The 24,599-nt window shown below is 73.2% G+C and carries 24 protein-coding genes and 1 pseudogene; 11 read left to right on the top strand and 14 right to left on the bottom strand.

The genetic code is table 11. The features are described from left to right. Positions 1 to 42: 42 nt before the first annotated feature. From ACGF3J_RS11960 to ACGF3J_RS11930, 7 genes are all read right to left on the bottom strand, one after another. Entirely contained in the window at positions 43 to 303 is a 261-nt protein-coding gene (locus tag ACGF3J_RS11960; protein ID WP_393854059.1) for a DUF3099 domain-containing protein, read from the bottom strand. Positions 304 to 399: 96 nt separating this feature from the next. Beyond that, positions 400 to 687 carry a DUF1416 domain-containing protein gene (locus ACGF3J_RS11955; RefSeq protein ID WP_031047895.1) on the bottom strand — a complete coding sequence of 96 codons (288 nt, stop codon included), beginning with the start codon at positions 685 to 687 and terminating at the stop codon, positions 400 to 402. Between the two features lie 29 nt (positions 688 to 716). Next, positions 717 to 1,562 (bottom strand): sulfurtransferase, encoded by an 846-nt coding sequence (locus ACGF3J_RS11950; RefSeq protein WP_393854058.1) that lies wholly within the window; start codon positions 1,560 to 1,562, stop codon positions 717 to 719. Between the two features lie 403 nt (positions 1,563 to 1,965). Continuing rightward, positions 1,966 to 2,703 carry a DUF2993 domain-containing protein gene (locus ACGF3J_RS11945; RefSeq protein WP_161328497.1) on the bottom strand — a complete coding sequence of 246 codons (738 nt, stop codon included), beginning with the start codon at positions 2,701 to 2,703 and terminating at the stop codon, positions 1,966 to 1,968. Between the two features lie 142 nt (positions 2,704 to 2,845). Further along, on the bottom strand, positions 2,846 to 4,078 hold the full coding sequence (locus ACGF3J_RS11940) for a hypothetical protein (RefSeq protein ID WP_393854057.1): 1,233 nt from the start codon (positions 4,076 to 4,078) through the stop codon (positions 2,846 to 2,848). A 3-nt stretch (positions 4,079 to 4,081) separates the two neighbouring features. Further along, a complete protein-coding gene (locus ACGF3J_RS11935; RefSeq protein WP_161328499.1) occupies positions 4,082 to 4,336 on the bottom strand; it encodes a MoaD/ThiS family protein in 255 nt (84 codons plus the stop codon). Positions 4,337 to 4,373: 37 nt separating this feature from the next. After that, positions 4,374 to 5,234, bottom strand: coding sequence for an alpha/beta hydrolase (locus tag ACGF3J_RS11930; protein ID WP_393854056.1), 861 nt, complete (start codon positions 5,232 to 5,234; stop codon positions 4,374 to 4,376). Between the two features lie 234 nt (positions 5,235 to 5,468). On the opposite strand from ACGF3J_RS11930, the gene ACGF3J_RS11925 reads away from it, so the two are divergent. The 5 genes from ACGF3J_RS11925 to ACGF3J_RS11905 all read left to right on the top strand — a co-directional run bounded on the left by ACGF3J_RS11925 (position 5,469) and on the right by ACGF3J_RS11905 (position 10,706). Further along, positions 5,469 to 6,269, top strand: coding sequence for a response regulator transcription factor (locus ACGF3J_RS11925; protein WP_161328500.1), 801 nt, complete (start codon positions 5,469 to 5,471; stop codon positions 6,267 to 6,269). A 42-nt stretch (positions 6,270 to 6,311) separates the two neighbouring features. Then, the gene (locus ACGF3J_RS11920; RefSeq protein WP_346346091.1) at positions 6,312 to 7,334 is read left to right on the top strand and encodes a LacI family DNA-binding transcriptional regulator; all 1,023 of its coding nucleotides are present in this window, start codon (positions 6,312 to 6,314) and stop codon (positions 7,332 to 7,334) included. Positions 7,335 to 7,435: 101 nt separating this feature from the next. Then, positions 7,436 to 8,506, top strand: coding sequence for a S1C family serine protease (locus ACGF3J_RS11915; protein WP_393854055.1), 1,071 nt, complete (start codon positions 7,436 to 7,438; stop codon positions 8,504 to 8,506). A 41-nt stretch (positions 8,507 to 8,547) separates the two neighbouring features. Continuing rightward, positions 8,548 to 9,288 (top strand): response regulator transcription factor, encoded by a 741-nt coding sequence (locus ACGF3J_RS11910; protein WP_161331194.1) that lies wholly within the window; start codon positions 8,548 to 8,550, stop codon positions 9,286 to 9,288. Next, entirely contained in the window at positions 9,285 to 10,706 is a 1,422-nt protein-coding gene (locus tag ACGF3J_RS11905) for a HAMP domain-containing sensor histidine kinase (RefSeq protein WP_161331193.1), read from the top strand. The genes ACGF3J_RS11910 and ACGF3J_RS11905 overlap by 4 nt, the downstream gene beginning before the upstream one ends. Positions 10,707 to 10,725: 19 nt before the next feature. Here ACGF3J_RS11905 and ACGF3J_RS11900 read toward each other — a convergent pair whose 3' ends face one another. Continuing rightward, entirely contained in the window at positions 10,726 to 11,484 is a 759-nt protein-coding gene (locus ACGF3J_RS11900; RefSeq protein ID WP_161331192.1) for a DeoR/GlpR family DNA-binding transcription regulator, read from the bottom strand. A gap of 49 nt (positions 11,485 to 11,533) precedes the next feature. On the opposite strand from ACGF3J_RS11900, the gene ACGF3J_RS11895 reads away from it, so the two are divergent. Beyond that, positions 11,534 to 11,917: a DUF4406 domain-containing protein gene (locus tag ACGF3J_RS11895; protein WP_161331191.1), complete on the top strand. Its 384-nt coding sequence runs from the start codon at positions 11,534 to 11,536 to the stop codon at positions 11,915 to 11,917. After that, positions 11,914 to 12,573: pseudogene (locus tag ACGF3J_RS11890) on the top strand (NUDIX domain-containing protein); the annotation flags it as partial. The gene ACGF3J_RS11895 and the pseudogene ACGF3J_RS11890, both read left to right, overlap by 4 nt. Before the next feature lie 20 nt (positions 12,574 to 12,593). Here the strand turns inward: ACGF3J_RS11890 and ACGF3J_RS11885 are convergent. Further along, positions 12,594 to 14,420, bottom strand: coding sequence for a bifunctional metallophosphatase/5'-nucleotidase (locus tag ACGF3J_RS11885; RefSeq protein WP_393854054.1), 1,827 nt, complete (start codon positions 14,418 to 14,420; stop codon positions 12,594 to 12,596). A 296-nt stretch (positions 14,421 to 14,716) separates the two neighbouring features. Between ACGF3J_RS11885 and mshD the strand changes: the two genes are divergently transcribed. Then, the gene (mshD, locus tag ACGF3J_RS11880) at positions 14,717 to 15,643 is read left to right on the top strand and encodes a mycothiol synthase (RefSeq protein ID WP_393854053.1); all 927 of its coding nucleotides are present in this window, start codon (positions 14,717 to 14,719) and stop codon (positions 15,641 to 15,643) included. 7 nt (positions 15,644 to 15,650) lie between these two features. On the opposite strand, the gene ACGF3J_RS11875 is transcribed toward mshD, so the two are convergent. From ACGF3J_RS11875 to ACGF3J_RS11855, 5 genes are read right to left on the bottom strand one after another with little or no spacing between them, the layout of a single operon-like run. Continuing rightward, positions 15,651 to 16,295 carry an ABC transporter gene (locus ACGF3J_RS11875; RefSeq protein WP_393854052.1) on the bottom strand — a complete coding sequence of 215 codons (645 nt, stop codon included), beginning with the start codon at positions 16,293 to 16,295 and terminating at the stop codon, positions 15,651 to 15,653. Further along, positions 16,283 to 17,803, bottom strand: a complete 1,521-nt coding sequence (locus tag ACGF3J_RS11870) for an ABC transporter permease (protein WP_393854051.1) — start codon at positions 17,801 to 17,803, stop codon at positions 16,283 to 16,285. The genes ACGF3J_RS11875 and ACGF3J_RS11870 overlap by 13 nt, the downstream gene beginning before the upstream one ends. After that, a complete protein-coding gene (locus ACGF3J_RS11865) occupies positions 17,800 to 18,666 on the bottom strand; it encodes an ABC transporter ATP-binding protein (protein ID WP_393854050.1) in 867 nt (288 codons plus the stop codon). Before ACGF3J_RS11865 ends, ACGF3J_RS11870 begins: the two co-directional genes overlap by 4 nt. A gap of 46 nt (positions 18,667 to 18,712) precedes the next feature. Continuing rightward, a complete protein-coding gene (locus tag ACGF3J_RS11860) occupies positions 18,713 to 19,570 on the bottom strand; it encodes a zf-HC2 domain-containing protein (RefSeq protein ID WP_393854049.1) in 858 nt (285 codons plus the stop codon). Beyond that, positions 19,567 to 20,109 (bottom strand): RNA polymerase sigma factor, encoded by a 543-nt coding sequence (locus ACGF3J_RS11855; protein ID WP_161331184.1) that lies wholly within the window; start codon positions 20,107 to 20,109, stop codon positions 19,567 to 19,569. The genes ACGF3J_RS11860 and ACGF3J_RS11855 overlap by 4 nt, the downstream gene beginning before the upstream one ends. 486 nt (positions 20,110 to 20,595) lie before the next feature. On the opposite strand from ACGF3J_RS11855, the gene ACGF3J_RS11850 reads away from it, so the two are divergent. Genes ACGF3J_RS11850 through ACGF3J_RS11840 form a run of 3 tightly spaced genes read left to right on the top strand, consistent with a single transcriptional unit; the run spans position 20,596 to position 24,502 of the window. After that, a complete protein-coding gene (locus ACGF3J_RS11850) occupies positions 20,596 to 22,836 on the top strand; it encodes an RNA degradosome polyphosphate kinase (protein ID WP_202558734.1) in 2,241 nt (746 codons plus the stop codon). Beyond that, positions 22,817 to 24,016 (top strand): CHAD domain-containing protein, encoded by a 1,200-nt coding sequence (locus ACGF3J_RS11845; protein WP_393854048.1) that lies wholly within the window; start codon positions 22,817 to 22,819, stop codon positions 24,014 to 24,016. Before ACGF3J_RS11850 ends, ACGF3J_RS11845 begins: the two co-directional genes overlap by 20 nt. Before the next feature lie 51 nt (positions 24,017 to 24,067). Then, positions 24,068 to 24,502, top strand: coding sequence for an NUDIX hydrolase (locus ACGF3J_RS11840; RefSeq protein WP_161331181.1), 435 nt, complete (start codon positions 24,068 to 24,070; stop codon positions 24,500 to 24,502). Positions 24,503 to 24,599: the final 97 nt, after the last annotated feature.

The following is a 24,599-nucleotide window of genomic DNA, read 5'->3' as shown; positions in this document are numbered from 1 at the left end:
GCCCCCATTTCCGGGTCAGCCGTCATTTCCGGGCCCACGGATCTAGCGCGGCCGCTTCTTCCCGTCCAGCTCGTCCCACCACTCGTCGGACTTCGCGTCGCCCGACGGGTCGTCCCACCAGCGGTCGCCCGGGCCCCTGCGGTTGGCGACCATCGCGGCCAGCGGCGGGATGACCATGGCGACCACGCACATGCCCACCGCCACCGGGACGGACCACAGACGCACGACTCCCCACGCCAGGACGAAGAGCGCGATGCAGGTCCCCATCAGGGCGAAGTAGACGTGCCGCCGCCGCGCGTACATGCTTCCAGCGTAGGCCCGTCATGCCGAAGGGGCCGCACCCCAGGCGTCCAACCCGGTGGGTGCGGCCCCTCGGCCGTGGCGTGGCGCGGGGTGCCGTCAGACGGCGATCGCGACCTCCGCGAGACCGCCCTGCTGGGCGACGACCGTGCGGTCGGCGGTGCCGCCGGGGACCAGCGCCCGTACGGTCCAGGTGCCCTCGGCCGCGTAGAAGCGGAACTGGCCCGTCGCGGACGTCGGGACCTCCGCCGTGAACTCGCCGGTGGCGTCCAGCAGACGGACGTAGCCCGTCACCGGCTCGCCGTCACGGGTCACGTGACCCTGGATGGTGGTCTCACCGGGCTTGATCGTCGAGGCGTCGGGGCCGCCGGCCTTCGCTCCGCACATGTCGTACTCCTGAGGGTTGGGGGGCGGACTTACTTGTTGGCGCCGAGCTCGATCGGCACGCCGACGAGGGAGCCGTACTCGGTCCAGGAGCCGTCGTAGTTCTTGACGTTCTCCACGCCGAGCAGCTCGTGCAGGACGAACCAGGTCAGGGCCGAGCGCTCACCGATGCGGCAGTAGGCGATGGTGTCCTTCGCCAGGTCGACCTGCTCGTCGGTGTAGAGCTGCTTCAGCTCGTCGTCCGACTTGAAGGTGCCGTCGTCGTTGGCGTTCTTCGACCACGGGATGTTGCGCGCGGACGGGACGTGGCCCGGACGCTGCGACTGCTCCTGCGGGAGGTGGGCCGGGGCGAGCAGCTTGCCGGAGAACTCGTCGGGCGAGCGGACGTCGACCAGGTTCTGCGCGCCGATGGCGGCGACCACGTCGTCGCGGAAGGCGCGGATCGCGGTGTTCTGCGGCTTGGCCTTGTAGTCGGCGGCCGGGCGCTGCGGGACCTCGTCGCCGGGGACCAGCTCGCGGGCGTCCAGCTCCCACTTCTTGCGGCCGCCGTCGAGGAGCTTGACGTTCTCGTGGCCGTAGAGCTTGAAGTACCAGTAGGCGTACGACGCGAACCAGTTGTTGTTGCCGCCGTAGAGGACCACCAGCGTGTCGTTGGCGATGCCCTTCTTCGACAGGAGCTTCTCGAAGCCCTCCTGGTCGACGAAGTCGCGGCGGACCGGGTCCTGGAGGTCCTGGGTCCAGTCGATCCGGATCGCGTTCTTGATGTGGTTCTTCTCGTAGGCGGACGTGTCCTCGTCCACCTCGACGATCGCGATGCCGGGGTCGTCCAGGTTCTCCTGGACCCAGTCGGCGTCGACCAGGACGTCGCTGCGGCTCATGTTTTCTCCTCCGGGGCAGTTGCGGCGGGGCGAGCGGTGACAGGGGGTGCGCGCGCTCGGGCCGTGCGGCGGCGCGCGGGTGCCCTGGGCAGGGCGGGTGAGGGGAGCGGACGGCGACGGCGCCGTCGCGTCAGAGGGTGCGACAGAGCATGGCGGCAACGCGGCACAGGTCCACTGCCCGCCGCTTCGTGAGATCCGCCTGTCGCTTCATGGGTACCGATCGTAGGGACGGATACCGGGGCATGTCACCGGCGTGTCGCATCTTGAGACGGGATCGTCCGCAATGTGGGATCAATGCGGGGCCCCGGGCGCCGCGCGACACCCGGCGGGCGGGTGGCCCGCCTTCGCATCTGCGGTACGGACGGCGTCGTCTCGCCTGTCGGACTTCCCGCCCCCTGGGTCCCTACCCGGCCAGTTTGACGTTCGAACCCTTCACCGTGATCTCGACGCCGTCCTTCGCCGCCTCGACCTTGTCCAGCTCGATGCCGCCCGGCAGTTCGTCGATGGTCTGCTGGAAGTCGGTGATGGCCCGGATCCGGGACTCGGCGAGCTGCCGGCCGCCGATCTCCGGCAGGCCGTCGGCGACGACCTCGACGTCGTTGTCCTTGACCTTGACCGAGCTGAGCACCTGGACCGGCTCGGGCAGGTCCACGCCCAGGACCGTGGCCTGCAGCGACACCTTGATCTTGCCGTTGCCGCCGTCGGAGAGGCCGATGACCTTGGCGGTGATGCCGGGAGCGATGTCCGTGGGCTCGGACTTGGCGGCCTTCATCAGCTCGTCGTAGGCGACGGTCGCGGTGCCCGTGGCGGTGGCCGCGGTGGCGGAGCTGTAGTCGCCGGAGAACGCGACGCCCTTCATGTCCGCGCGCAGCTCGGCGATGCGGATCTTCTCGCCGCCCTTGCCGGTGGACGCCTCGTAGCCGTCGATGCCCACCTGGACGTCGTCCAGCTCACCGCCCGCGACCTGGGTGAGGAAGGGGAAGCCGTTGATGGACACGTCCGGCGTCGACGGCAGGTTCTCGGTGCTGCGCACCTTGTCCGCGACCTCGTCCTCGGCGAAGTTGACGGCCACACGGTCGGCGATCACGAAGAGGCCGCCCAGGATCACGACGACGACCAACAGTATTCGCAGTGCGCGCATGCGGAGTTCCCCAACCCTGGACGGTCGACGACAGCGGTCCCCCGACGGCCGGTGGCCGTCCAGGCGCGAGCGTAACCCGGGCGGATGGCGCCGCCCGGGTTCTGTAGACCACCTGTGACACCCGGCGCCGGGCGCCCGGCGGTCAGGCCAGCGCCCGGCCCAGCAGGTACACGGCCGGTGCGGCGGCGGCCAGCGGCAGGGCCACGCCCGCCGTGAAGTGGACGAAACGGGACGGGTAGTCGTACGCCGCCACCCGGAGGCCGACCAGCGCGCACACCGCCGCGCCCGCGCCGAGCAGCGCGCCCGACGCCCCGAAGTCCGTCGCCGAGCCGACCGCGATCCCCGCTCCGGCCGCCGCGAGCAGCGCGACGACCACGGAAGCCGCCGTCGGCAGCGGCAGGGCGCGGGCCACGACCGCCACGGCCACCGCGACCGCGCCGACCGTCACCGCGTCCGCGTCGGCGGCGAGGAACCCGCCCGCGATCACGGCCAGGGCCGCCGCGGCGACGGTCGCCATCAGGCCGTACATCCGCTCGTCGGGGTCGGCGTGCGAGCGCAGTTGCAGGACGAGGGAGAGCAGCACCCACACCCCGAGGGTGCCGAGGATCGCCGCCGGGGAGCGGTCCGACACCAGCATCGCCGCGTCGGCGGCCAGCGCGGCCGCGAAGCCCAGCGCGATGCCCTGCCGGGCCGGCCACATGCCGTTCAGCCGGAACCAGCCCGCCGCGGTGACGGCCTGAAGGGCGACGAGCGGGACGAGGAGGGCGTACGTGCCGAGCGCCGCCGCGCCGGCCAGCAGCAGCCCGAGCAGCGCGGTGAGCCCGGCCGGCTGCATCCCCGGGTCGATGATCGGCGAACGCCCTTCGGCACGGGCCCGCTGCGCGTCGGTCACCCGCGTGTTCCCGGCGAGGGTGGCCGGACCGTAGCCGGCGTCGCCGGGAGAGGCGGGCGAAGCGGGTGGGGCGGGCGAGGCAGAGGGAGCCGGGGCCGGGGCCGGGGCCGGGTGAGCGTACGGCTGCGGCTCGGGCTGGGGCTGCGGCTGGTACTGAGGTGCGTACGTCTGTGCCGGAGGCTGCTGGTACCGCTGCTGCGGCTCGGACCCGTACGGCGGCAGGTACGCCGTCTCGTCCGCCGCGACCGGCGGCTGGGTCTGGTGCACCTGCGTCTCCCAGGTCTGCCCCTGCCACTGCTGGGTGTACTGGCCGGCGTTCGGATCCTCGTACCCCTGAGGAGCCTGGTGTGCCTGGGGGGCCTGGTGGCCCTGCTGATCGGGCCACTGGGCGTCGTACCCGCCCTGCCCGACCCATCTCCCGTACTCGTCGTACCCCTCGTACCGCTGATGCGGCTGATGCGGCTGATAAGGCTGGTCGGTCATCGCTCACCCTCCTGCGAACGGCGGGAGCACCTCGACCGTGCCGCCGTCGGCCAGCCGTACCGTCTCATGCCCGCGGGTGCCCACCGGGTCGCCGTCGACGAGGAACGAGCAGCGCAGCAGCACGCGCGTGAGCTCGCCGGGGTGCCGCTCGCGCACGGCGCCGAGCGCGTCGGCGAGCGTGTCCGCGTCGTACGGCTCCTCGGCCACTCCCGCGGCGGCCTTCGCGGCGGCCCAGTAGCGCACCGTGACCTTTGCCATCTGGTTCCTCAATCAGTTGACGGTGAACACCGTCAGGCTAGCCCGCCCGCGAGACCGCCCAGGCGCCGATCCGGTCCAGCAGGGCCTCGTCCGACGCGTGCTCCGCGTGGCCCATGCCGGGCTCCAGCCAGAGTTCGCCGTGGTCACCGGCGGCCCGGGCCAGCATCCGGGGGTGGTCGAGGGGGAAGTAGCCGTCCCGGTCGCCGTGCACGAGGAGGAGCGGGGTCGGGGCGATCCGCGGCACCGCGTCCACCGGCGACAGCGGCTCCGGGTCCCAGGCCAGGTGATGGATGCGGGTGCGGAAGCCGTAGCGGCCGACGAACCGGCCCTCGGGGCGCGTCACCATCCAGTGCAGCCTGCGCATCGGCGCCGTGCCCCGGTAGTACCAGCGGGCGGGCGCGCTCACCGACACCACGGCGTCCGTCCGCGCCGCGCTGTCCGGGCCGTACAGCGCCGCGTGCCGCAGCACCACCGAGCCGCCCATGGAGAAACCGACGGTCACCACGCGCGCGTGCCCGAAGCCGCGTGCCCACGCCACGGCCGCCGCCAGATCCAGGACCTCGCGGTCGCCGACCGTCGACCGTCCGCCGGAGGCACCGTGGCCCCGGAAGGAGAAGGTGACCACGGCGCCGTACCGGGCGAACCTCCGCGCGATGCGCAGCACGTGCGCCTCGTCCGCGCCGCCGGTGAAGCCGTGCGCGACGACGAACACCAGGTCGGAGGGGCCACCGCCGGTCGCCGCCGGCTTGTACACGGCGTCGATCCGGACCCCGTCGGCGCTGCGCAGGAAGGTGCGTGCGGGCGTGCGGCGGGGCGCTCCCCCGGGCGTCTCGGAATGCGGACGATTCCCTGGACGAGGGGTGGAACGCGCCACATGACCTGACGCTCGGTAGCTCATGTCGGCTATTCTGCTGGGCAGAGGACTCGGGCAACGTAGCCCCCGGGTCCTTTTGTGCTTCCAGGAGCGTGGCCGATCGTTCACCTCCCGGACGCGCGGCGGGCCCCACGGGCACGGGATCCGCACCGTACGAAGCAGTGCCGTAAACGTCCTCGCAGGGACCGAGGAGGAACCAGACGTTATGGGCGAGCGAAGCGTGCACGACCGTAGGACGACCCAGGCAGGTGGGGCGCGATGAGCTCTCTGCTGCTCCTCACCAACGCTCTTCAGCCGTCGACGGAGGTGCTCCCCGCCCTCGGCCTGCTGCTGCACAACGTCCGCGTGGCTCCGGCGGAGGGCCCGGCCCTCGTCGACACCCCCGGCGCCGACGTGATCCTCGTCGACGGGCGCCGCGACCTTCCCCAGATCCGCAGCCTGTGCCAGCTGCTGCGGTCCACGGGGCTCAGCTGTCCGCTGGTCCTCGTGGTCACCGAGGGCGGCCTCGCCGCCGTCACCGCCGACTGGGGCATCGACGACGTACTGCTGGACACCGCGGGACCGGCGGAGGTCGAGGCGCGGCTGCGGCTGGCCATGGGCCGCCAGCAGATCGTCGGCGACGACTCCCCGATGGAGATCCGCAACGGCGACCTCTCGGTGGACGAGGCGACGTACTCCGCCAAGCTCAAGGGCCGGGTCCTGGACCTGACCTTCAAGGAGTTCGAGCTGCTCAAGTACCTCGCCCAGCACCCGGGCCGGGTCTTCACCCGGGCCCAGCTGCTCCAGGAGGTGTGGGGCTACGACTACTTCGGCGGCACCCGCACGGTCGACGTGCACGTACGGCGGCTGCGCGCCAAGCTCGGTCCCGAGCACGAGTCGCTGATCGGCACCGTCCGCAACGTCGGCTACCGCTTCGTCACGCCGGAGAAGCCGGAGAAGGCGAAGTCCGAGAAGACGGAGCGGGAGAACGCGGAGCGGGCGAAGACTGAGCGCGAGAAGTCGGCGCGCGCCGGGGCGGAGGCCCCTGACACGGCGGCGGCAAGGTCATCCAAGGTGTGATACGCCCTGCCCGGAGCGGATCCATCCGCGTAGACTCCGCGCGTGGCCAAGGTGACTCGGGATGATGTGGCGCGGCTGGCGGGGACTTCCACCGCCGTCGTCAGTTATGTCATCAACAACGGACCCCGGCCGGTCGCCCCGGCCACGCGCGAGCGTGTCCTCGCCGCGATCAAGGAGCTGGGGTACCGCCCGGACCGGGTCGCCCAGGCCATGGCGTCGCGGCGCACGGACCTCATAGGCCTGATCATCCCGGACGCCCGCCAGCCCTTCTTCGGGGAGATGGCGCACGCCGTCGAGCAGGCCGCCTCCGAGCGCGGGAAAATGGTCCTGGTCGGCAACACGGACTACGTGGGCGAGCGCGAGGTCCACTACCTGCGGGCCTTCCTCGGGATGCGCGTCTCCGGTCTGATCCTGGTCAGCCACGCCCTGAACGACCTGGCCGCCGCCGAGATCGACGCCTGGGACGCCCGGGTCGTCCTGCTGCACGAGCGGCCCGAGGCCATCGACGACGTCGCCGTGGTCACCGACGACCTCGGCGGCGCCCAGCTCGCCGTGCGCCACCTGCTGGAGCACGGCTACGAGTACGTGGCCTGTATGGGCGGCACCGCCGAGACCCCGTCCGTCGGCGACCCCGTCTCCGACCACGTCGAGGGCTGGCAGCGCGCGATGAAGGAGGCCGGGCTGTCCACCGAGGGCCGGCTCTTCGAGGCGCCGTACAACCGCTACGACGCGTACAAGGTGGGCCTGGAGATTCTGGCCGGGCCGCTCCGCCCGCCGGCGATCTTCTGCTCCACCGACGACCAGGCGATCGGCCTGCTGCGGGCCGCCCGCGAGCTGCGCATCGACGTGCCGGGCGAGCTGGCGGTGGCGGGCTTCGACGACATCAAGGAGGCGGACCTCGCCGACCCGCCGCTGACGACGGTCGCCTCGGACCGGCCGGCGATGGCGCGGGCCGCCGTCGACCTCGTCCTGGACGACGGCCTGCGGGTCGCCGGATCCCGGCGCGAGCGGCTGAAGGTGTTCCCGTCGCAGCTGGTCGTACGGCAGTCCTGCGGCTGCGTGTAGCACCCGCCCGGAGCCCTCCTTATATCGGGCATACGAGGTTCTGCCGGGCTTCTCAGGCAGCACTCAGGCCGCTCTCATCCTCGGGCGCGAAGCTCATGGACATGACCGAGAGCCTCCGCCGCAACGGCGAGTACGAGCACGCGCAAGAGAACCCGTACGAGAACCCGTACCAGGGTGCCCGGCAGCACGACTCCTCTCCCGTCAACCCCGAGTGGCCGCCCCCGCCGGCCCAGCCGCCCGCGCAGCCCTACGCCGGGTTCGCCGCCGACGGGCAGCCCGAGCCGCCGCGGCAGAGGCGCCGGGCCCGTCGCGGCCCCGTGGCCCTGCTCGCGGCCGTGGCGATCGTCGCGGCGGCCATCGGCGGCGGCACCGCGTACGGCATCCAGGAGCTGACCGGCGGCGACACCGTCGCCTCCGCCACCAGCACGAACGTGGTGCCCTCCAGCCAGAAGGGCACGGTCTCCGGGGTCGCGAAGGCGGTCAGCCCCAGCATCGTCGAGATCAGCGCCACCTCGAACGCCGGCTCGTCCACCGGTTCCGGCGTGATCATCACCGACGACGGCGAGATCATCACCAACAACCACGTCGTCTCCGGCGCCTCGTCGGTCAAGGTGAGGACCAGCGACGGCAAGCAGTACACCGCCGAGGTCGTCGGCACCGACAGCAAGAAGGACCTCGCGCTGATCAAGCTGGAGGACGCCTCCGGTCTGAAGGCCGCGAGCCTCGGCGACTCGGACGCCGTCGGGGTCGGCGACCAGGTCGTCGCCATCGGCTCGCCCGAGGGCCTGACCGGCACCGTGACCAGCGGCATCGTCTCGGCCCTAGACCGCGACGTGACCGTCTCGACCGACGAGGGGCAGCAGCAGCAACAGCAGGGACAGGGGCAGGGCGGCGGCCAGTGGCCGTTCGAGTTCGGCGGCCAGGAGTTCAACGGCGACACCGGCTCGTCCACGACGACGTACAAGGCGATCCAGACCGACGCCTCCCTCAACCCGGGCAACTCCGGCGGCGCGCTGATCGACATGAACGGCAACATCATCGGCATCAACTCCGCGATGTACTCGGCGACCGAGGCGTCCGCGAGCGCGGGCAGCGTCGGCCTCGGCTTCGCCATCCCGATCAACACCGTCAAGGCGGACCTGCCCGAGCTGCGCGCGGGTGCGAGCAACTGAGCGGCCACGAGTACCCGCGACGAACGTGCGACGCTGAACCCATGAGCCCCGCAGACGGCGACCGCGACCGTGACCTCCAGCGCATCCTGATCGTCGACGACGAGCCGGCGGTCCGCGAAGCCCTCCAGCGCAGCCTCGCCTTCGAGGGCTACGGCACCGAGGTCGCCGTCGACGGCGCCGACGCCCTGGAGAAGGCGGCGGCGTACCGGCCCGACCTCGTCGTCCTCGACATCCAGATGCCCCGCATGGACGGCCTGACCGCCGCCCGCCGGATCCGCGGCGGGGGCGACACGACGCCCATCCTGATGCTGACCGCGCGTGACACCGTCGGCGACCGGGTCACCGGCCTGGACGCCGGCGCCGACGACTACCTGGTCAAGCCCTTCGAGCTGGACGAACTCTTCGCCCGCATCCGCGCGCTGCTGCGCCGCAGCTCCTACGCGGCGGCGGTGGAGGCCGCCGCCGAGGACGACGACACCCTCACCTTCGCCGACCTGACCATGGACCTGGCGACGCGGGAGGTCGCCCGGGCCGGGCGTCCGGTGGAGCTGACCCGCACGGAGTTCACCCTGCTGGAGATGTTCATGGCGCACCCGCGCCAGGTCCTCACCCGGGAGCAGATCCTCAAGGCGGTCTGGGGCTTCGACTTCGAGCCGTCGTCCAACTCCCTCGACGTGTACGTCATGTACCTGCGCCGCAAGACCGAGGCGGGCGGCGAGCCGCGCCTGGTCCACACCGTCCGGGGCGTCGGCTATGTGCTGCGGCAGGGCGGCGCGGAGTGACAGGTCTGGTACGCCGCTATCGCACGCTGCCGTTGCGTTCGCGCCTGGCGCTGCTGGTGGCGGGGGCGGTGGCGTTCGCGGTGGCGGCGGGGGCGGTGGCTTGCTGGTTCGTGGTGAAGAGCGTGCTGGTGAGTTCGCTGGACGAGGCTCTCAAGGCGAACCGGATGGACAGGGCGCAGGTGAGCCGGTACGTGGACCTGCGCACCGGTCTCTGCTCCCACGACCCGCTCACGCACGAGCAGAACCCCTACGGTTCGTCCGTGCAACTGGTGGCACGGCAGAACACGAGCTGCCTCATCATCGGCACCGAGGAGGTCCCGCTCACGGACGCCGACCGCGCCGTGGCCGAGGGCTCGTCCCCCAACGCCCTGCACGACGCCACCGGCTCGGACGGGACCCAGTACCGCGTCTTCACCTACACCGTGCCGGGCCTGTCCGACGTGGCCGTCTCCGCCGCGCGCCCGCTGAGCGAGGTCAACAGCTCGCTCAACAACCTCGCGCTCGTCCTGCTCTTCGTGGCGGGCGCGGGCGTCGTCGGCGCCGGCGCGGCCGGCCTCTGGGTCGCCCGCACCGGCCTGCGTCCCGTCGACGAACTGACCCGCACCGTCGAACACGTGGCCCGCACCGAGGACCTGACCGTCCGCATCCCCGTCGAGGACGACAGCGACGACGAGATCGCCCGCCTCTCCCGCTCCTTCAACAGCATGACGGCGTCCCTGGCCAGCTCCCGCGACCTCCAGCAGCAGCTCATCGCCGACGCGGGCCACGAACTGCGCACCCCTCTCACCTCGCTCCGTACGAACATCGAACTCCTCACCCGCAGCGAGGAGACCGGCCGCCCGATCCCGGAGGCGGACCGCAAGGCGCTGCTCGCCTCGGTGAAGGCGCAGATGACGGAACTGGCCGCGCTGATCGGCGACCTCCAGGAGCTGTCCCGCCCGGACACCGGCCAGCACGAGGGCCGCACGCGGATCCTCCCCTGGCACGAAGTGGTCGAGTCCGCGCTGCGCCGCGCCCGCCTGCGCGGCCCGGAGCTGACCGTGACGGCCGACGTACGGCCCTGGTACGTACGGGCGGAACCGGCGGCCCTGGAGCGCGCGGTCGTCAACATCCTGGACAACGCGGTGAAGTTCAGCCCGGAGTCCGGCACCGTCGACGTACGCCTCGCCGACGGCGTCCTCACCGTCCGGGACCACGGCCCCGGCATCCCCGTCGACGAACTCCCGCACGTCTTCGACCGCTTCTGGCGCTCGCCGTCGGCCCGCGCCCTGCCCGGATCCGGCCTGGGCCTGTCGATCGTGGCCCGCACGGTTCAGCAGGCGGGCGGCGAGGTGACCCTGACTCCGGCGGAGGGCGGCGGCACGACGGCGACCGTCCGGCTGCCGGGGGCGCCGAAGCCCCCGCCCGAGGTCCCGTAGGCCCGGTCGCCGCGAGCCGTCAGCCGGTCGTGAGGACCTTCACGCCCAGGTCGGTGAGCCGACCCACCACGGCGTCCTCGGGGGCGGCGTCGGTGATCAGCGCACCGACCTGGTCCAGGTCCAGGACACGGTACCGCGAGGCGGTGCCGATCTTCTCGGACGAGGCCAGCACCCAGGTCTCCGCGGCCCGCGCGGACAGGGCGCGCTTCATCGCCGCCTCCTCGGCGTCGCCGGTGGTCAGCCCCGCCTCGGGGTGGACGCCGGTGACGCCCAGCAGGCACAGGTCGGCCGAGACGTTCCGCGCCGCCTCGATCGCGGCGGCTCCGCAGGCCACCGCCGAGTGCTTGAAGACGCGGCCCCCGATCAGGAACAGCTCCGCCCGCGGATGGCCGAGCAGGGCCGCGGCGATGGTCGGACTGTGGGTGATCACCGTGCAGTCGAGGTCGTGCGGGAGGGCGTGGGCGACGGCGAGGGCGGTGGTCCCGCCGTCGAGGATCAGCGCGCTGCCCGGCCGCACCAGCCCGGCGGCCATCTCGGCGACCCTGCGCTTGCCGTCCGGGGCGATGGCCTGCCGGGCGCTGTAGTCCGCCACCGCGGGTGAGACGGGCAGGGCGCCGCCGTAGACCCGCTGCACCAGTCCCTCGGCGGCGAGGTCGCGCAGATCGCGGCGCACGCTGTCCTCGGAGATCCCCAGCCGCACGGCGACGTCCTTGGCGACGATCTTGCCCTCGCGGGCGAGCAGTTCCAGCAGGTGGTCCCGCCGTTCAGCAGCAAGCATGCACGATCTCTCCTGTTCTTGCACGGTCCTGCATGTATCGTAGCGCGTCATGACCGACAAACCCCTGCTGATCCTGATCGCCGGCCCCTACCGCTCCGGCACCGGCGGCGACCCCCGCGCCATGGCCGCCAACCTCGCCCGCCTGGAGGAGGCCGCCTGGCCCGTCTTCGCCGCCGGGCACCTGCCCGTGATCGGCGAGTGGATCGCCCTGCCGGTGCTCCGCTCGGCCGGCGCGGGCCCCACCGACCCGCTCGCCGACCAGGTGCTCTATCCGGCCGCCGACCGGCTCCTGGCCCACTGCGACGCCGTACTGCGTCTGCCCGGGGAGTCCGCCGGGGCCGACCAGGACGTCGCCACCGCCCGCCGCCGGGGCCTGCCCGTCTACCACGACGTGGCCGAACTCCCCCGCCGCGTCCCGCAGGAGACCGCGTGACCGGCCGCCCCGGCGTGGACGTCCCGGACCACCGCGGCCGCACCGGCCTGGACCGCGCCGGACGGGGCCTGGACCGCAACCCCGGTGTCGTGGTCCGCGACGTCGAGCTGACCTCCCGGGGCTGGCACGTCCTGCGCCGCACCACCTTCGACTACCGGCGCCGCGACGGACGCTGGGAGACCCAGCAGCGCGAGACCTACGACCGGGGCAACGGCGCCGTCGTCCTCCCCTACGACGCCGAACGCGGCAACGTCCTGCTCACCCGTCAGTTCCGCTACCCCGCCTACGTGAACGACCACCCCGACGGCATGCTGATCGAGGCGGCCGCGGGCCTGCTCGACGCGGACGACCCGGTCACCGCCATCCGCCGCGAGGCGGCCGAGGAACTCGGCGTCACCCTCGGCCCGCTCACCCACGTCCTGGACGCCTACATGAGCCCCGGCTCCGTCACCGAGCGCCTGCACTTCTTCGCCGCCCCCTACACCCCGGCCGACCGGACCGGCACGGGCGGCGGCCTGGAGGAGGACGGCGAGGACATCGAGGTCCTGGAGATCCCCCTCACCGAGGCCCTGGCCATGACCCGGGACGGCCGGATCACCGACGGCAAGACGATCATGCTCTTGCAGTGGGCGGCCCTGGACGGCCCGTTCGCCCCACCTCGCGGCGTCGTACCCCGCTACTGCACGACCGTGATCCGGTCCGCCGCCGGCGGTTCGATCGGGTCGGTCGCCGACGAGTTGGCCGTCAGGTACTGCTCGAGGGCGGCCAGGTCGTCCGCGCCCACCAGTTCGTTCGCGCCCTCGTTGAGGGTGGGGAAGCCGTCGCCGCCGCCCGCGAGGAAGCTGTTGGACGCGACGCGGTAGGTGGCCGCCGGGTCGACGGGGGCGCCGTTCAGCCGGATCGAGTCCGTCACCACGCGGTCCGCACCGGACTTCGTCAGGTCCAGCGTGTAGGTGAGGCCGGACGAGACCTGGAGGATCTTCGGTGCCGCCTCGTTCGGGCCGCTGACCTGCTCCTTGAGGACCTGGACCAGCTGGGCGCCCGTGTAGTCCTTGAGGTTCACCGTGTTCGCGAACGGCTGGACGGTGAAGCCCTCGGCGTAGGTGACCACGCCGTCGCCCTCGGCGCCCGAGGCCGCGTAGGTCAGCGGGGCCCGGATACCGCCCGGGTTCATCAGGGCCAGGTCGGTCTCCGGGTCCTGGGTCCTCCCGTACGCGAGCTGCGCGTCGGCGATCAGGTCGCCCAGCGGGGACTCGGTGCCGTCGCGGGAGATGTCGGCGGAGATGTGGCCGACGGGGCGGTTGCCGATCGGGGCGGCCAGCGTGCCCCACCTGTCGATCAGCCGGGTCATGTCGGGCGCCTTCGGGACGTCCCGCGTCACCACGTGGTTCGCCGACTTCACCGACGTACGCGCGATGTCGCCCGTGCGCCGGTCGTAGGTCAGCGTGGTGTCCGTGTAGAGGCGGCCGAAGGACGCGGCCGAGGTGACCATGCGGGGGTTGCCCGCCGGGTCCGGGATCGTGCAGACGTACGCGCTGTGCGTGTGCCCGGTGACCAGCGCGTCGACCTGCGGCGTGATGTTCTTCGCGATGTCGACGATCGGTCCGGAGACGCCGTCGCCGGCGCCCGGGGCGTCGCAGTCGTAGTTGTAGGAGGTCGACGCCGGGAAGCCGCCCTCGTGGATGAGCGCGACGATCGACTTCACGCCCTGGCGCTGGAGCACCTTGGCGTACTTGTTGATCGTCTCGGCCTCGTCCTTGAAGGAGAGGCCCTTCACGCCGTCCGCCGAGACGATGTCCGGGGTGCCCTCCAGGGTCACGCCGATGAAACCGACCTTGACGCCGTTCTTCTTCCACACCCAGTACGGCTCGAGAATGGGCTTGCGCGTCTTCTCGTCCAGGACGTTCGCGGCCAGGTACGGGAAGTCGGCGCCCTTGAACCTCTTGTCCGTGTAGCAGCCCTCGGTGGGGTGGCAGCCGCCCTTCTGGAGGCGGGCCAGCTCCTTCGCGCCCTCGTCGAACTCGTGGTTGCCGACCGACGTCACGTCCAGGTCGAGCTTGTTCAGCGCCTCGATGGTCGGCTCGTCGTGGAAGAGACCGGACAGCAGCGGGGACGCGCCGACCATGTCGCCGCCGGCCGCGGTGACGGAGTACCGGTTGCCCTTGCGGGCCTCGCGCAGATGGGTGGCCAGGTACTCCACACCGCCCGCGTCGACCGTCTTCGTCGTGCCGTCCGGCTGGACCTCGGTGACCCGGCCGGAGGAACCGGCGGGCGGCTCCAGGTTGCCGTGCAGGTCGTTGAAGGAGAGCAACTGGACGTCCTGGTAGCGGCCCTGCCCGTGACCGTGTCCGTGGCCGTGCCGGTCCGCGTCCGCGTTCGCGTTCGCCGACGCCGGCAGGGCCGCGGCGGCGAGCGCCCCGGCGGTGACGACCGTGGCGGCGGCGAGGAGACGGCCCGTGCGGCGTCTGCGGCGCGACTGGTGCGGCTGTGCTGTGGCTGGCATGCGCCCCCCTGTGGGTGTGCGTGGCGCGAGCCGCTGAGGGACGGCTCGTCGGAGCGGCAGCCTAGGGTCAACGCGCGTAGCGCGACAGGGGGTTCCGGGTTACATCCTGGTTTACCTTGCCGTCCGCACCTCGCCCGCGCGGCGCCCGAGCGCCCCCGGCCGGGTCCCGCACGCGCGGCGCCCGCGCCCCCGGCCGAGCCCGCCGGAACGGCGCCCGCACCCCTGCCCGCGCGTCCGCGCCGCCCGCTCCCGCGGCTGCCGCCGCTTTGCCCCACCCGCCCCTTACCCTCGTACGCATGACCAGCGACGACACCGTGCGGCCCGGCCGCCCCCGCTCGATCGAGACCCTCGCCGAACTGACCCCGGAGCAGACCGGCGCGGTCCTCGCCCTGCTCGACGAGGCGGCCCGGAACGACGGGCAGCACGCCGTGTCCGAGCAGGGCCGGCTGCACCTGCGCGGCCCCGCGCGGGAGGGCATCGCACACCTGCTGCTCACCCTCGACGGCGAACTCGTCGGCTACGCCCAACTGGAGGGCACCGACCCGATCGAGCCGCCGGCCGCCGAACTGGTCGTCCACCCCTCGCACCGGGGCCAGGGGCACGGACGCGCCCTGGGCTCCGCGCTGCTCGCCGCCTCCGGCAAGCGGCTGCGGATCTGGGCGCACGGCGGCCACTCCGCCGCCCGGCACCTCGCGCAGGTGCTCGGCCTGACGCTGTTCCGCGAACTGCGGCAGATGCGACGGCCCTTGGCCGGCCTCGACCTGCCCGACCCGCGGCTGCCCGAGGGGGTCACCGTCCGCGCCTTCGTACCCGGGCAGGACGACGCTGCCTGGCTCGCGGTGAACGCCGCCGCCTTCGCCCACCACCCCGAGCAGGGCTCCCTCACCCAGCGGGACCTCGACGACCGCAAGGCCGAGGAGTGGTTCGACCCGGCCGGATTCTTCCTGGCCGAGCGGGCGGGCGAGCTGATCGGCTTCCACTGGACCAAGGTGCACGCGCAGGAGCGCCTGGGCGAGGTGTACGTCCTCGGCATCCGCCCCGACATCCAGGGCGGCGGCCTGGGCAAGGCCCTGACCACCATCGGCCTGCGGCACCTGGCCGGACAGGGGCTGCCCACGGCGATGCTGTACGTGGACGCGGACAACAAGGCCGCGGTGTCCGTCTACGAGCGCCTGGGATTCGTCACCCACGAGACGGACCTGATGTACCGCACCGAGTCCTGAGCCTCCCTCACACGGCCCGGCGCACCCGCCGCCGCCCCAGCGGCTCCGGCCCGCACCACGCCCCCGCCACGGCCACCGCGGCCAGCAGCACCGCCCACCGGTCGTGACCGGCCGCCCACCGGGGATCGTCGGGCGTCACGAACAGCGCCCAAGCCTCGGGCAGCGACAGCGGCGCGAGGACGGCCGCCAGGAGCAGGGCCGCCGCGACGAAGGGCCCCGGGCGGGCTTCGTCCGTCAGCCGTACCGCCGCGGCGGCACCGGCGAGCGCCAGCAGGGCCGCCACCGCCGCCTCCAGGGTGAGGTCACCGGCCGGGGGCCGGGACTCCGACGGGGTGAGCAGCAGCGCGGCCGTCCACCACAGGGCGGCGAGCGGTGCGACCAGCGCGACCCGCAGCGCCTGCCGGACGGGCCGCCGGGTGGGGACGGGAGCGGTGAGGTGCCGGGCCGGGTCGTCCAGCAGGAAGGCCAGCCCGAGGGCGCCGGTGAGGGCGACGCCCCGCAGCAGCACCAGCGTCTCCCAGGGTCCGGGCTCGGCTCCGGTGACGACCGGCGCGGCGGCGATCAGCAGCCCGAGCGCCCCCGCGGCCGCCAGTACCCGCCACGGCAGTGTGCGCCACACCGCGGCCACGAGATCCGCCGTCACTCCTCGCACGAGTCCGCCTTCTCCGGCCCGGCCACGCCGAGTAGTCCGGCGGCGCGGGCGGTCGTGACGCCCGGCGCGGTCAGCTCGGACCAGTGCGCCTTCACCCGCTCGCCGACCCCGGCGGGCGGCTTCTCCAGCAGCCGCCGTACGACGTCCGTCTGGCCCGCCGTCATGGACAGCGGGTCGGTGGGCGACAGCACGATCGCGGACCCCCGCACACTGTCGTCCACCCGGACCCGGCGCAGGGCGTCCATCGGGTCGTCCTGCCAGCTCAGGGAGAGCCACATGAGGGTGACCATCCGTCCGTCGCAGACCTCGCTCCCCGCCTTCTCGCTGCCCGCGACGAGGACGGCGGCGACGGCGCTGGAGAACTCGGGCACCCGGTTGCCGCCCCAGGCGGTACCGACCGTCACCTGTCCGGCTTCGGTCTGCGGAGGGATCGCGGCGTCGTTGACCAGCCCGTACGTGGCGACGACCCGCTGCCGTACGTGGAGCCGCCGTTCGTGCGCGGAGCCCCCGGCCAGCGCCTGGATCCGGTCCAGGACCCCGGCCCAGGCGCCGACGCGGGGCGTCCACTCGGGGAAGGCGCAGTACGTCGACCGGCCGCGCTCGGCGCACCTCAGCCCCGGATCCGACACGGCACGCTCACGGGCCGCGGTCAGCTCCGGCGACGGCACGGCCCCCCGGGCCTGCAGAAGGCCGCCGGTGACCGCCACGACCAGCCCCAGGACGACGCCCGTCCGGACGACGATGCTCCGCCCGCCGGCGAGGAGCACCGCGAGGAGGGCCAGGCACAGGGCCACGCCCGCCAGGTAGAGGGCGTGCCAGGCGGCGGGCCGCCCCAGCAGCTCGGAGGGCAGGGCGTCGGCACCGGTCTGCACGACGACGGGCGCCAGCCAGGACATGCCGTCCGCGCCGTCGCCGCTCGCACCGAAGGCGAACGTGTACAGCAGCAGCACCACGACCAGCGGCCCCGCGAGCGCCGACCGGACCACCCGGGCCAGCAGCACCCCGAACATCCCGAACGCCAGCACCACCAGCGGACCGGCGGCCAGCTCGGCCGGCGAACCGTGCCCGACCGCACCCGGCTTGAGCGCCTCCCAGGTGAACTGCCCGCCCACGCACACCGCGGTGAGCAGGGCGGCCGGTACGACGGACAGCGCGTGGGCCGCCGTACGGCGCCAGAGCGGCAGCACCAGCACCCCGAAGTGGTGCTCGGTACCGTGCCGTCCGGAGCGCAGCACGGCGAAGTTGGCGCACACCAGGACGGCCACCCCGACGAGCATCGGCATCGTCTGGGTGCTCCGGTCGACGTCCTGGAGGGCGGGATACCCGTCCCAGGCGTCGGGCGTACGCCAGACGATCCAGGCGAGGTACGCCACGAAGGCGACGACCACGGGGGCACTCGTCAACAGCCGCCGCGCCTCGAACCACGCCAGCGCGAGCAGAGCCCCGTTCGAGGAGCCCCGCACCCCCGTCTCCTCACCCGCCGGGGCATCGGCGACCACGGCACTCACGCGGCCACCTCCGCACCGTTGCCGTCACCGTCGAGGACGAGGAGATAGCCGTCCTCCAGCGTGGGCTCGGCCGGATCCGCCCCCGGGGGCGGATCCCCGACGTTCCGGAACGCGCCGGTCCCGGTGCGCCACCCGGCCCTCGCCCCTGGATCCCGCTCCGCGCCGGTCCAGACCCGCCCCGCGGCACGGGCGGTCAGCTCGGCCGGCGTCCCGTCGAACCGCACCCTTCCCTCGGCCATCACGACGACCCGGTGGCAGAGCATCGCCACGTCCTCGGTCTGGTGGGTGGAGAGCAGCACGGTCCGCCCCTCCCCCGCCCCGGCGATCAGCTCCCGGAACCGCATCCGCTGCTCGGGATCGAGCCCCACGGTCGGCTCGTCCAGCACCAGGAACCCCGGGTCGCCCACCAGGGCGGCGGCCAGGGCGACCCGCTGCCGCATCCCCCCGGACAACTTCTTGATCTTCCGGCCGCGTACGTCCCCGAGCCCGACGTCCTCCAGCACCCGCCGCACCTCGTGATGGCGTTCCCGCCGCCCCGCCAGCTCCTTCAGGATCGCGACGTAGTCGACGAACTCGAAGGCGGTGAAGTCCTGGTGGAAGCCGGGTGTCTGCGGCAGATACCCGAGCCGCCGCCGCACCTCCTGCCGCCCGCGCGAGGTGCCCGGGTCGTGGCCGAGCACGGTGAAGGCCCCGCGGTCGGCGGGCACGGCGGTGGCGAGGACGCGCAGCAGGGTGGTCTTGCCGGCCCCGTTGGGCCCGAGCAGTCCGGTGACGCCCGGGGTGAGCCGCAGCGACACGTCGTCGAGGGCCCGGGTGCGCCCGTAGTGAAGGCTGAGCCCGGACGCGGAAACAGTGGGGGTCATACGCCACTCCCGTACAAGTAAAAGATCAAGGAACCGGCCGACGGGCTCACAGGGCCCCCCGGCCGAGCACGTCGAACCGGTCCCGGAAGACGAACAGAAGCCCGGCACCCAGCAGCGCGAGCCCCGCGGACACGCCCTGCCCGGCCGCGGTGAACGGCGCGAGCGGAACGTCCTCGCCCCGCCCCGCACTGGCCACGACCAGCAGCACCACCCAGGCCCCGGCCACCGCCGCGGGCCCTGCCACCGGACCCAGCCGGGGCGTCAGCGCGAGCCCGGCCGTGGTGAGCGCGAGCCCGGGCAGCAGCCAGGCCAGCGCGGTCAGCCCGTACCCGGGCATGGCGAGGGAGGCCAGCCCGTTCACCCCGAGGGCCACGACCAGCACGGCGACCGTGCGGATCATCAGCAGCCGGAAGCCGTGCATGGGCGAGACGACGGCCATCTCGTAGGTCGGGTCCATGACGGGCCCGTAGGCGAGGGCCACTCCGGCCAGCGGCAGCAGCGGGGCGAGGGCGAGGAAGAGTGCGGGCCGCTCGGCGGCACCGGCCGAGAAGGCGACGAAGAAGGTCGTGACCAGTACGGCGGCGACGGCACCGAGCCAGGAGCGGCGCAGTACGGGCGTGGCCGCGAGCAGCCGGGCGGTGCCGTCATCGACGCCGCACCGCACCAGCAGCCCCTCGAACCACCCGGTCCGGGGCGCGTCCAGCTCGGCGTCGAGCCGCTCCCACCCCAGGTCCAGGGCAGCGCGGTCACTCACCTCGGCGAGCACGCCCCGGCACCGGGCGCAGGCGCTCAGATGGGCGTCGGCGGACCACAGCAGGGGTGCCGCCAGCTCCCCCCGGGCGTAGGCCCCGAGATCACCCTCGTCCACGTGCCACCCCTGCCGGCGGCTGTCCTCGTCACTCATGCCAGCGCCTCCCGCAGCTGCCGGCGGGCACGCATGGCCCGCGTCTTGACCGTGCCCGGCGGGATGCCGAGCAGGACGGCCGCCTCGCGGGTGGTCAGCCCGTCGACGACGGTGGCCTGGAGCACCGCGCGCAGCTCCGGAGACAGCCGTACGAGCGCGCCGGCGAGGTCGCCGTGCTCGACCCCGGCGAGCACCCGCTCCTCCGCCGAGACCTCGTCCCGGTGCCGCAACCGCGCCAGCGCCTGGCGCAGGCGGCCGCGGGCTCCGTCGCCGCGCAGCACGTCGATCAGGCGCCGCGAGCCGATGCGCCACAGCCACCCCGCGACATCCCCGTCCTCCCGGTACCGCGCGCTGCCGCGCCACACCGCGAGGAACGTCTCCTGCACGACGTCGTCGACGACGCCGGCGTCGGAGCAGCGGCTGCGCATGCGGGCCGTCAGCCAGGGGGCGTACCGGCGGTACAGCTCCTCGAAGGCCCGCCGGTCACCGTCCCCCGCGACGGCCCGCAACAGCTCTCCGTCGCTTCTCGTTTCGCTCACGTCTCCTCATCGCACGAGCCACACGCATCGGTTCACACGATCGCAGGGAGCCTTTCCGTGCGGGGTGCCGCCCAGCGGCACGGCTGCCCGCAGCTGGAGCGGAAGCGGCCGCGCGCAGCCGGGGAGACGGCGGAGAGCCGCGTACGGCGAGAAGGGGGCGTGTCGGGGGGTGTCCGCCCGCAGCGGTTGGCGCGTCGACACAGGCCACTTCTGTGGCCGACCGATTCCGCGCCGTTCCGAGGACGGACACCCCCGGCGCGCCCCCGACCCACAACGCACCCCACCGCGCTACCCGCACCCCCACCGAAGCGGCCACGGGCCGCCGCAGGCATCCCACCCAGTGACCCCCCGCTATCCCACACGTCATGTCCCCGTAACCATCGATTCAGACAGCCTTGCGACCCTCACCGAATGAAGCCCACCGAGCCAGAGCCTTCCGTGCCCTCCGACGCGCCTGTCCGGCGCGTGGCGCGGAAGAATGGGTTCATGAGGCAGCCGAACACCCAGGCAGAGGTCCAGCACACGCAGCCCTCCGTGGGCTCCATCGCCGCGCACCGCTCGCACACCGTGGCCGCCACGGTCTCCGACCTGGAGCCGGACATCGACGCCGACCTCGACGCGTACGAGGAGTCGGAGGAGTCCCAGGCCGGCGGCGCCCAGCTCCCGCAGGGCCGCTTCCTGGACCGCGAACGCAGCTGGCTCGCGTTCAACGAACGCGTCCTCGAACTCGCCGAGGACCCCGCCACCCCCCTCCTCGAGCGTGCCAACTTCCTCGCGATCTTCGCCAGCAACCTGGACGAGTTCTTCATGGTCCGCGTCGCCGGCCTCAAGCGCCGCATCGCCACCGGCGTCGCCACCCGCTCCGCCTCCGGCCTCCAGCCCCGCGAGGTGCTGGACATGATCTGGGCCCGCTCACGCGAGCTCATGGCCCGCCACGCCGCCTGCTTCCACGAGGACGTCGCCCCCGCGCTCGCCGAGGAGGGCATCCACCTCGTCCGCTGGAGCGAACTGGCCGAGAAAGAGCAGGCCCGCCTGTTCACCCTCTTCCGGCACCAGATCTTCCCGGTCCTCACCCCCCTCGCCGTCGACCCGGCCCACCCCTTCCCCTACATCTCGGGCCTGTCCCTCAACCTCGCGGTCGTCGTCCGCAACCCCGTCACGGGCCACCGCCACTTCGCCCGCGTCAAGGTCCCGCCGCTGCTCTCCCGCTTCCTGGAAGCCTCCCCCGGCCGCTTCGTCCCCATCGAGGACGTCATCGCCGCCCACCTGGAAGAGCTGTTCCCCGGCATGGAGGTCCTGGAGCACCACGCCTTCCGCCTCACCCGCAACGAGGACCTGGAGGTGGAGGAGGACGACGCGGAGAACCTCCTCCAGGCGCTCGAGAAGGAGCTGATGCGGCGCCGCTTCGGCCCGCCCGTCCGCCTGGAGGTCGAGGAGAGCGTGGACCGCGAGGTCCTGGACCTCCTCGTCCGCGAGCTGAAGATCGGCGAGGCGGAGGTCTACCCCCTCCCCGGCCCCCTCGACCTCACCGGCCTCTTCCGCATCCACAGCCTCGACCGCCCCGAGCTGAAATACCCGAAGTTCGTCGCCGGCACCCACCGCGACCTGGCCGAGGTGGAGTCCGCCTCCGCGCCGGACATCTTCGCCGCGCTGCGCAGCAGGGACGTCCTCCTGCACCACCCGTACGACTCCTTCTCCACCTCGGTCCAGGCCTTCCTGGAGCAGGCGGCGGCCGACCCGGACGTCCTGGCGATCAAGCAGACGCTGTACCGCACCTCGGGCGACTCCCCGATAGTCGACGCACTCATCGACGCGGCCGAGTCGGGCAAGCAGGTCCTGGTCCTGGTCGAGATCAAGGCCCGCTTCGACGAGCACGCGAACATCAAGTGGGCCCGCAAGCTGGAGGAGGCCGGCTGCCACGTGGTCTACGGCCTGGTCGGCCTGAAGACCCACTGCAAGCTGTCCCTGGTAGTCCGCCAGGAGGGCGAGACCCTCCGCCGCTACAGCCACGTGGGCACCGGCAACTACCACCCGAAGACGGCCCGCCTCTACGAGGACCTCGGCCTGCTCACCGCGGACCCGCAGGTCGGCGCGGACCTCTCCGACCTGTTCAACCGCCTCTCCGGCTACTCCCGCCGCGAGACCTACCGCCGTCTCCTGGTCGCGCCCAAGTCCCTGCGCGACGGCCTGGTCTCCCGGATCCACAAGGAGATCCAGCACCACCACGCCGGCCGCCCCGCGTACATACGCATCAAGGTCAACTCGATGGTCGACGAGGCCGTGGTCGACGCCTGCTACCGGGCGTCCCAGGCCGGCGTCCCGGTCGACGTGTGGGTGCGGGGCATCTGCGCGCTGCGCCCGGGCGTGGAGGGCCTGTCGGAGAACATCAGCGTCCGCTCGGTCCTCGGCCGCTTCCTCGAACACTCGCGGGTCTTCGCCTTCGGCAACGGCGGCGAGCCGGAGGTCTGGTTCGGCAGCGCCGACATGATGCACCGCAACCTCGACCGCCGGATAGAGGCCCTGGTCCGGGTCACCGACCCGGCGCACCGGGCGGCCCTGAACCGGCTGCTGGAGACCGGCATGTCCGACGGCACCGCCTCCTGGCACCTCGGCCCGGACGGCGAGTGGACCCGGCACGCGACCGACGCGGACGGCCAGCCCCTGCGCAACATCCAGGAGATGCTCATAGACGCCCGGAGGCGCCGGCGTGGCACAGCGACACCTTGACCCGACGGACCGGGCCCCCGCGAAGGCGACGGCGCACCCGCACCCGGCCTCGGACACCGACGCCCTGGCGTCCTATCTGCGAGCCCAGGCCACGGAGTTCCTCCGAGCCCTGCGCCGGCACCGCGAGTCGGGCGCGTCCCCGAACGGCGCGTCACCGGCGACCAGGTCGGCGGCGCCCCCCGCCCCGCCCACGACCCACGTGGACACGGCCCGTGCCCTGCGCCGGGCCGCCCGCCGCCTCAGCGGCACACTCCACACGTTCCAGCCCGTGCTGGACGCCGACTGGGCGGAGGGCATGCGCCCCGAGCTGGCCTGGCTGTCCGGCACGCTGGCGATGGAACACGCGTACGCGGCCCGCCTGGACCGCCTGCTCCAGGCCCTGCACCGGCTCTCGGGTTCCGCACCGCTCCCGTCCCCACGTCCGGTGAGCGGCAGGGCCGGGGCGGCGGCGCCACCACCTGCCACGCCGCCCACCGCCCACCCCGACCGGGGCAACCTCACCGTGGGTGCCGCCAAGGCGGGCGCGCTGCTCGACCGTCAGCTGACCCTGGCCCGCACCCGGGCCCACTCCACCGCCCTCCAGGCCCTCGGCAGCAGCCGCTTCCACGCGGTCGCCGACAAGGTCGCCTTACTGGCCAGCGAGGTCCCCCTGCGGACCACCGGCCCCCTCACCGCCCCCGCGACCGCCGGCCCCACCGACCTCCGCCCCCTGGCCACCGCGGCCGAGGACCGCCTGACCGACGCCGTGGCCGCCCTCCCGCTGGTCACCGCGGGCAGCCCGTACAACGCCCAGGCGCTGGTCCACGGCCTCTCCCCCGACCCGGCGCCGCACCCGCAGGACGCCCCCTGGCACCAGGTCCGCCTGCTCCTGCGCCTGCACCGGTACGCCCTCGAGGTGCTGGCCGGCGAGCCCACCGGGCACACCGCGGGCACCTCGGACACCGACCCCGGCGACGACTGCGCGGACGTACGCATGCTCGCCGCGGGCGAGGCCCTGGACCGGCACCGCGACGCCTCCGAGGCCGCGGCGGCCGCGGCCCAGGCGGCCCGTACGCCGCGTATCGCACCGGCGACGGCGTACGCGCTGGGCGTGCTCCACGCCGATCAGCGGCATGAGGTGGAGGCGGCGAGGTACGCGTTCCAGCACAGCTGGCACAAGGACCCCATCAGGCTGCCGTAGCCGCCGCAGGACTCTCCTCGGAACCGGGACAGGAGGCGCGAGCACACAGTGGTGACCCCCGCAGACACCGTCCAGGCGGCCGGCTGCGTCCTGTGGCGCTCCGCCCCCGAGCACCCCTCCGCCCTGGAGCTGTGCCTCGTCCACCGCCCGAAGTACGACGACTGGTCGCACCCGAAGGGCAAGCTCAAGCCCGGTGAGGACTTCCTCGCCGCGGCCCTGCGCGAGGTCGCGGAGGAGACCGGGTACGCCGCCCGGCCGGGCGTCGAGCTGCCCACCGTCCGCTACCTGGCGAACGGCCGCCCCAAAGAGGTCCGGTACTGGGCGGCGGCCGCCACCACCGGCGCCTTCGCCCCGTCCGACGAGGTCGACCGCATCCTGTGGCTGGAGCCCGCGGCTGCCCGCGCCCGGCTCACCCAGCCCCGCGACCGGACCCTCGTGGACGCCCTCCTCGCGACCCTCCCGCCCGGGACCACTCCGTGTCCTTGACGTAAGCGTTCCGTGACCTCACCGCACCGTCCACAGGGGTTCACCCCGCGTTCATTTACGCCCATCGGCGGCTTCACCTGTTCTGCCTAATTTCGGC

Origin of the sequence: Streptomyces sp. NPDC048171, from assembly GCF_043202655.1 — a bacterium.
Classification (GTDB): domain Bacteria; phylum Actinomycetota; class Actinomycetes; order Streptomycetales; family Streptomycetaceae; genus Streptomyces.
This window is presented reverse-complemented; position numbering and strand designations above follow the sequence as displayed.

Excerpts from the sequence above, each read along its gene's own strand:
- ACGF3J_RS11960 (WP_393854059.1), bottom strand. The coding sequence starts at position 303 with ATGTACGCGCGGCGGCGGCACGTCTACTTCGCCCTGATGGGGACCTGC.
- ACGF3J_RS11955 (WP_031047895.1), bottom strand. The coding sequence starts at position 687 with ATGTGCGGAGCGAAGGCCGGCGGCCCCGACGCCTCGACGATCAAGCCC.
- ACGF3J_RS11950 (WP_393854058.1), bottom strand. The coding sequence starts at position 1,562 with ATGAGCCGCAGCGACGTCCTGGTCGACGCCGACTGGGTCCAGGAGAAC.
- ACGF3J_RS11945 (WP_161328497.1), bottom strand. The coding sequence starts at position 2,703 with ATGCGCGCACTGCGAATACTGTTGGTCGTCGTCGTGATCCTGGGCGGC.
- ACGF3J_RS11940 (WP_393854057.1), bottom strand. The coding sequence starts at position 4,078 with ATGACCGACCAGCCTTATCAGCCGCATCAGCCGCATCAGCGGTACGAG.
- ACGF3J_RS11935 (WP_161328499.1), bottom strand. The coding sequence starts at position 4,336 with ATGGCAAAGGTCACGGTGCGCTACTGGGCCGCCGCGAAGGCCGCCGCG.
- ACGF3J_RS11930 (WP_393854056.1), bottom strand. The coding sequence starts at position 5,234 with ATGAGCTACCGAGCGTCAGGTCATGTGGCGCGTTCCACCCCTCGTCCA.
- ACGF3J_RS11925 (WP_161328500.1), top strand. The coding sequence starts at position 5,469 with ATGAGCTCTCTGCTGCTCCTCACCAACGCTCTTCAGCCGTCGACGGAG.
- ACGF3J_RS11915 (WP_393854055.1), top strand. The coding sequence starts at position 7,436 with ATGACCGAGAGCCTCCGCCGCAACGGCGAGTACGAGCACGCGCAAGAG.
- ACGF3J_RS11910 (WP_161331194.1), top strand. The coding sequence starts at position 8,548 with ATGAGCCCCGCAGACGGCGACCGCGACCGTGACCTCCAGCGCATCCTG.
- ACGF3J_RS11900 (WP_161331192.1), bottom strand. The coding sequence starts at position 11,484 with ATGCTTGCTGCTGAACGGCGGGACCACCTGCTGGAACTGCTCGCCCGC.
- ACGF3J_RS11895 (WP_161331191.1), top strand. The coding sequence starts at position 11,534 with ATGACCGACAAACCCCTGCTGATCCTGATCGCCGGCCCCTACCGCTCC.
- ACGF3J_RS11885 (WP_393854054.1), bottom strand. The coding sequence starts at position 14,420 with ATGCCAGCCACAGCACAGCCGCACCAGTCGCGCCGCAGACGCCGCACG.
- mshD (WP_393854053.1), top strand. The coding sequence starts at position 14,717 with ATGACCAGCGACGACACCGTGCGGCCCGGCCGCCCCCGCTCGATCGAG.
- ACGF3J_RS11865 (WP_393854050.1), bottom strand. The coding sequence starts at position 18,666 with ATGACCCCCACTGTTTCCGCGTCCGGGCTCAGCCTTCACTACGGGCGC.
- ACGF3J_RS11860 (WP_393854049.1), bottom strand. The coding sequence starts at position 19,570 with ATGAGTGACGAGGACAGCCGCCGGCAGGGGTGGCACGTGGACGAGGGT.
- ACGF3J_RS11850 (WP_202558734.1), top strand. The coding sequence starts at position 20,596 with ATGAGGCAGCCGAACACCCAGGCAGAGGTCCAGCACACGCAGCCCTCC.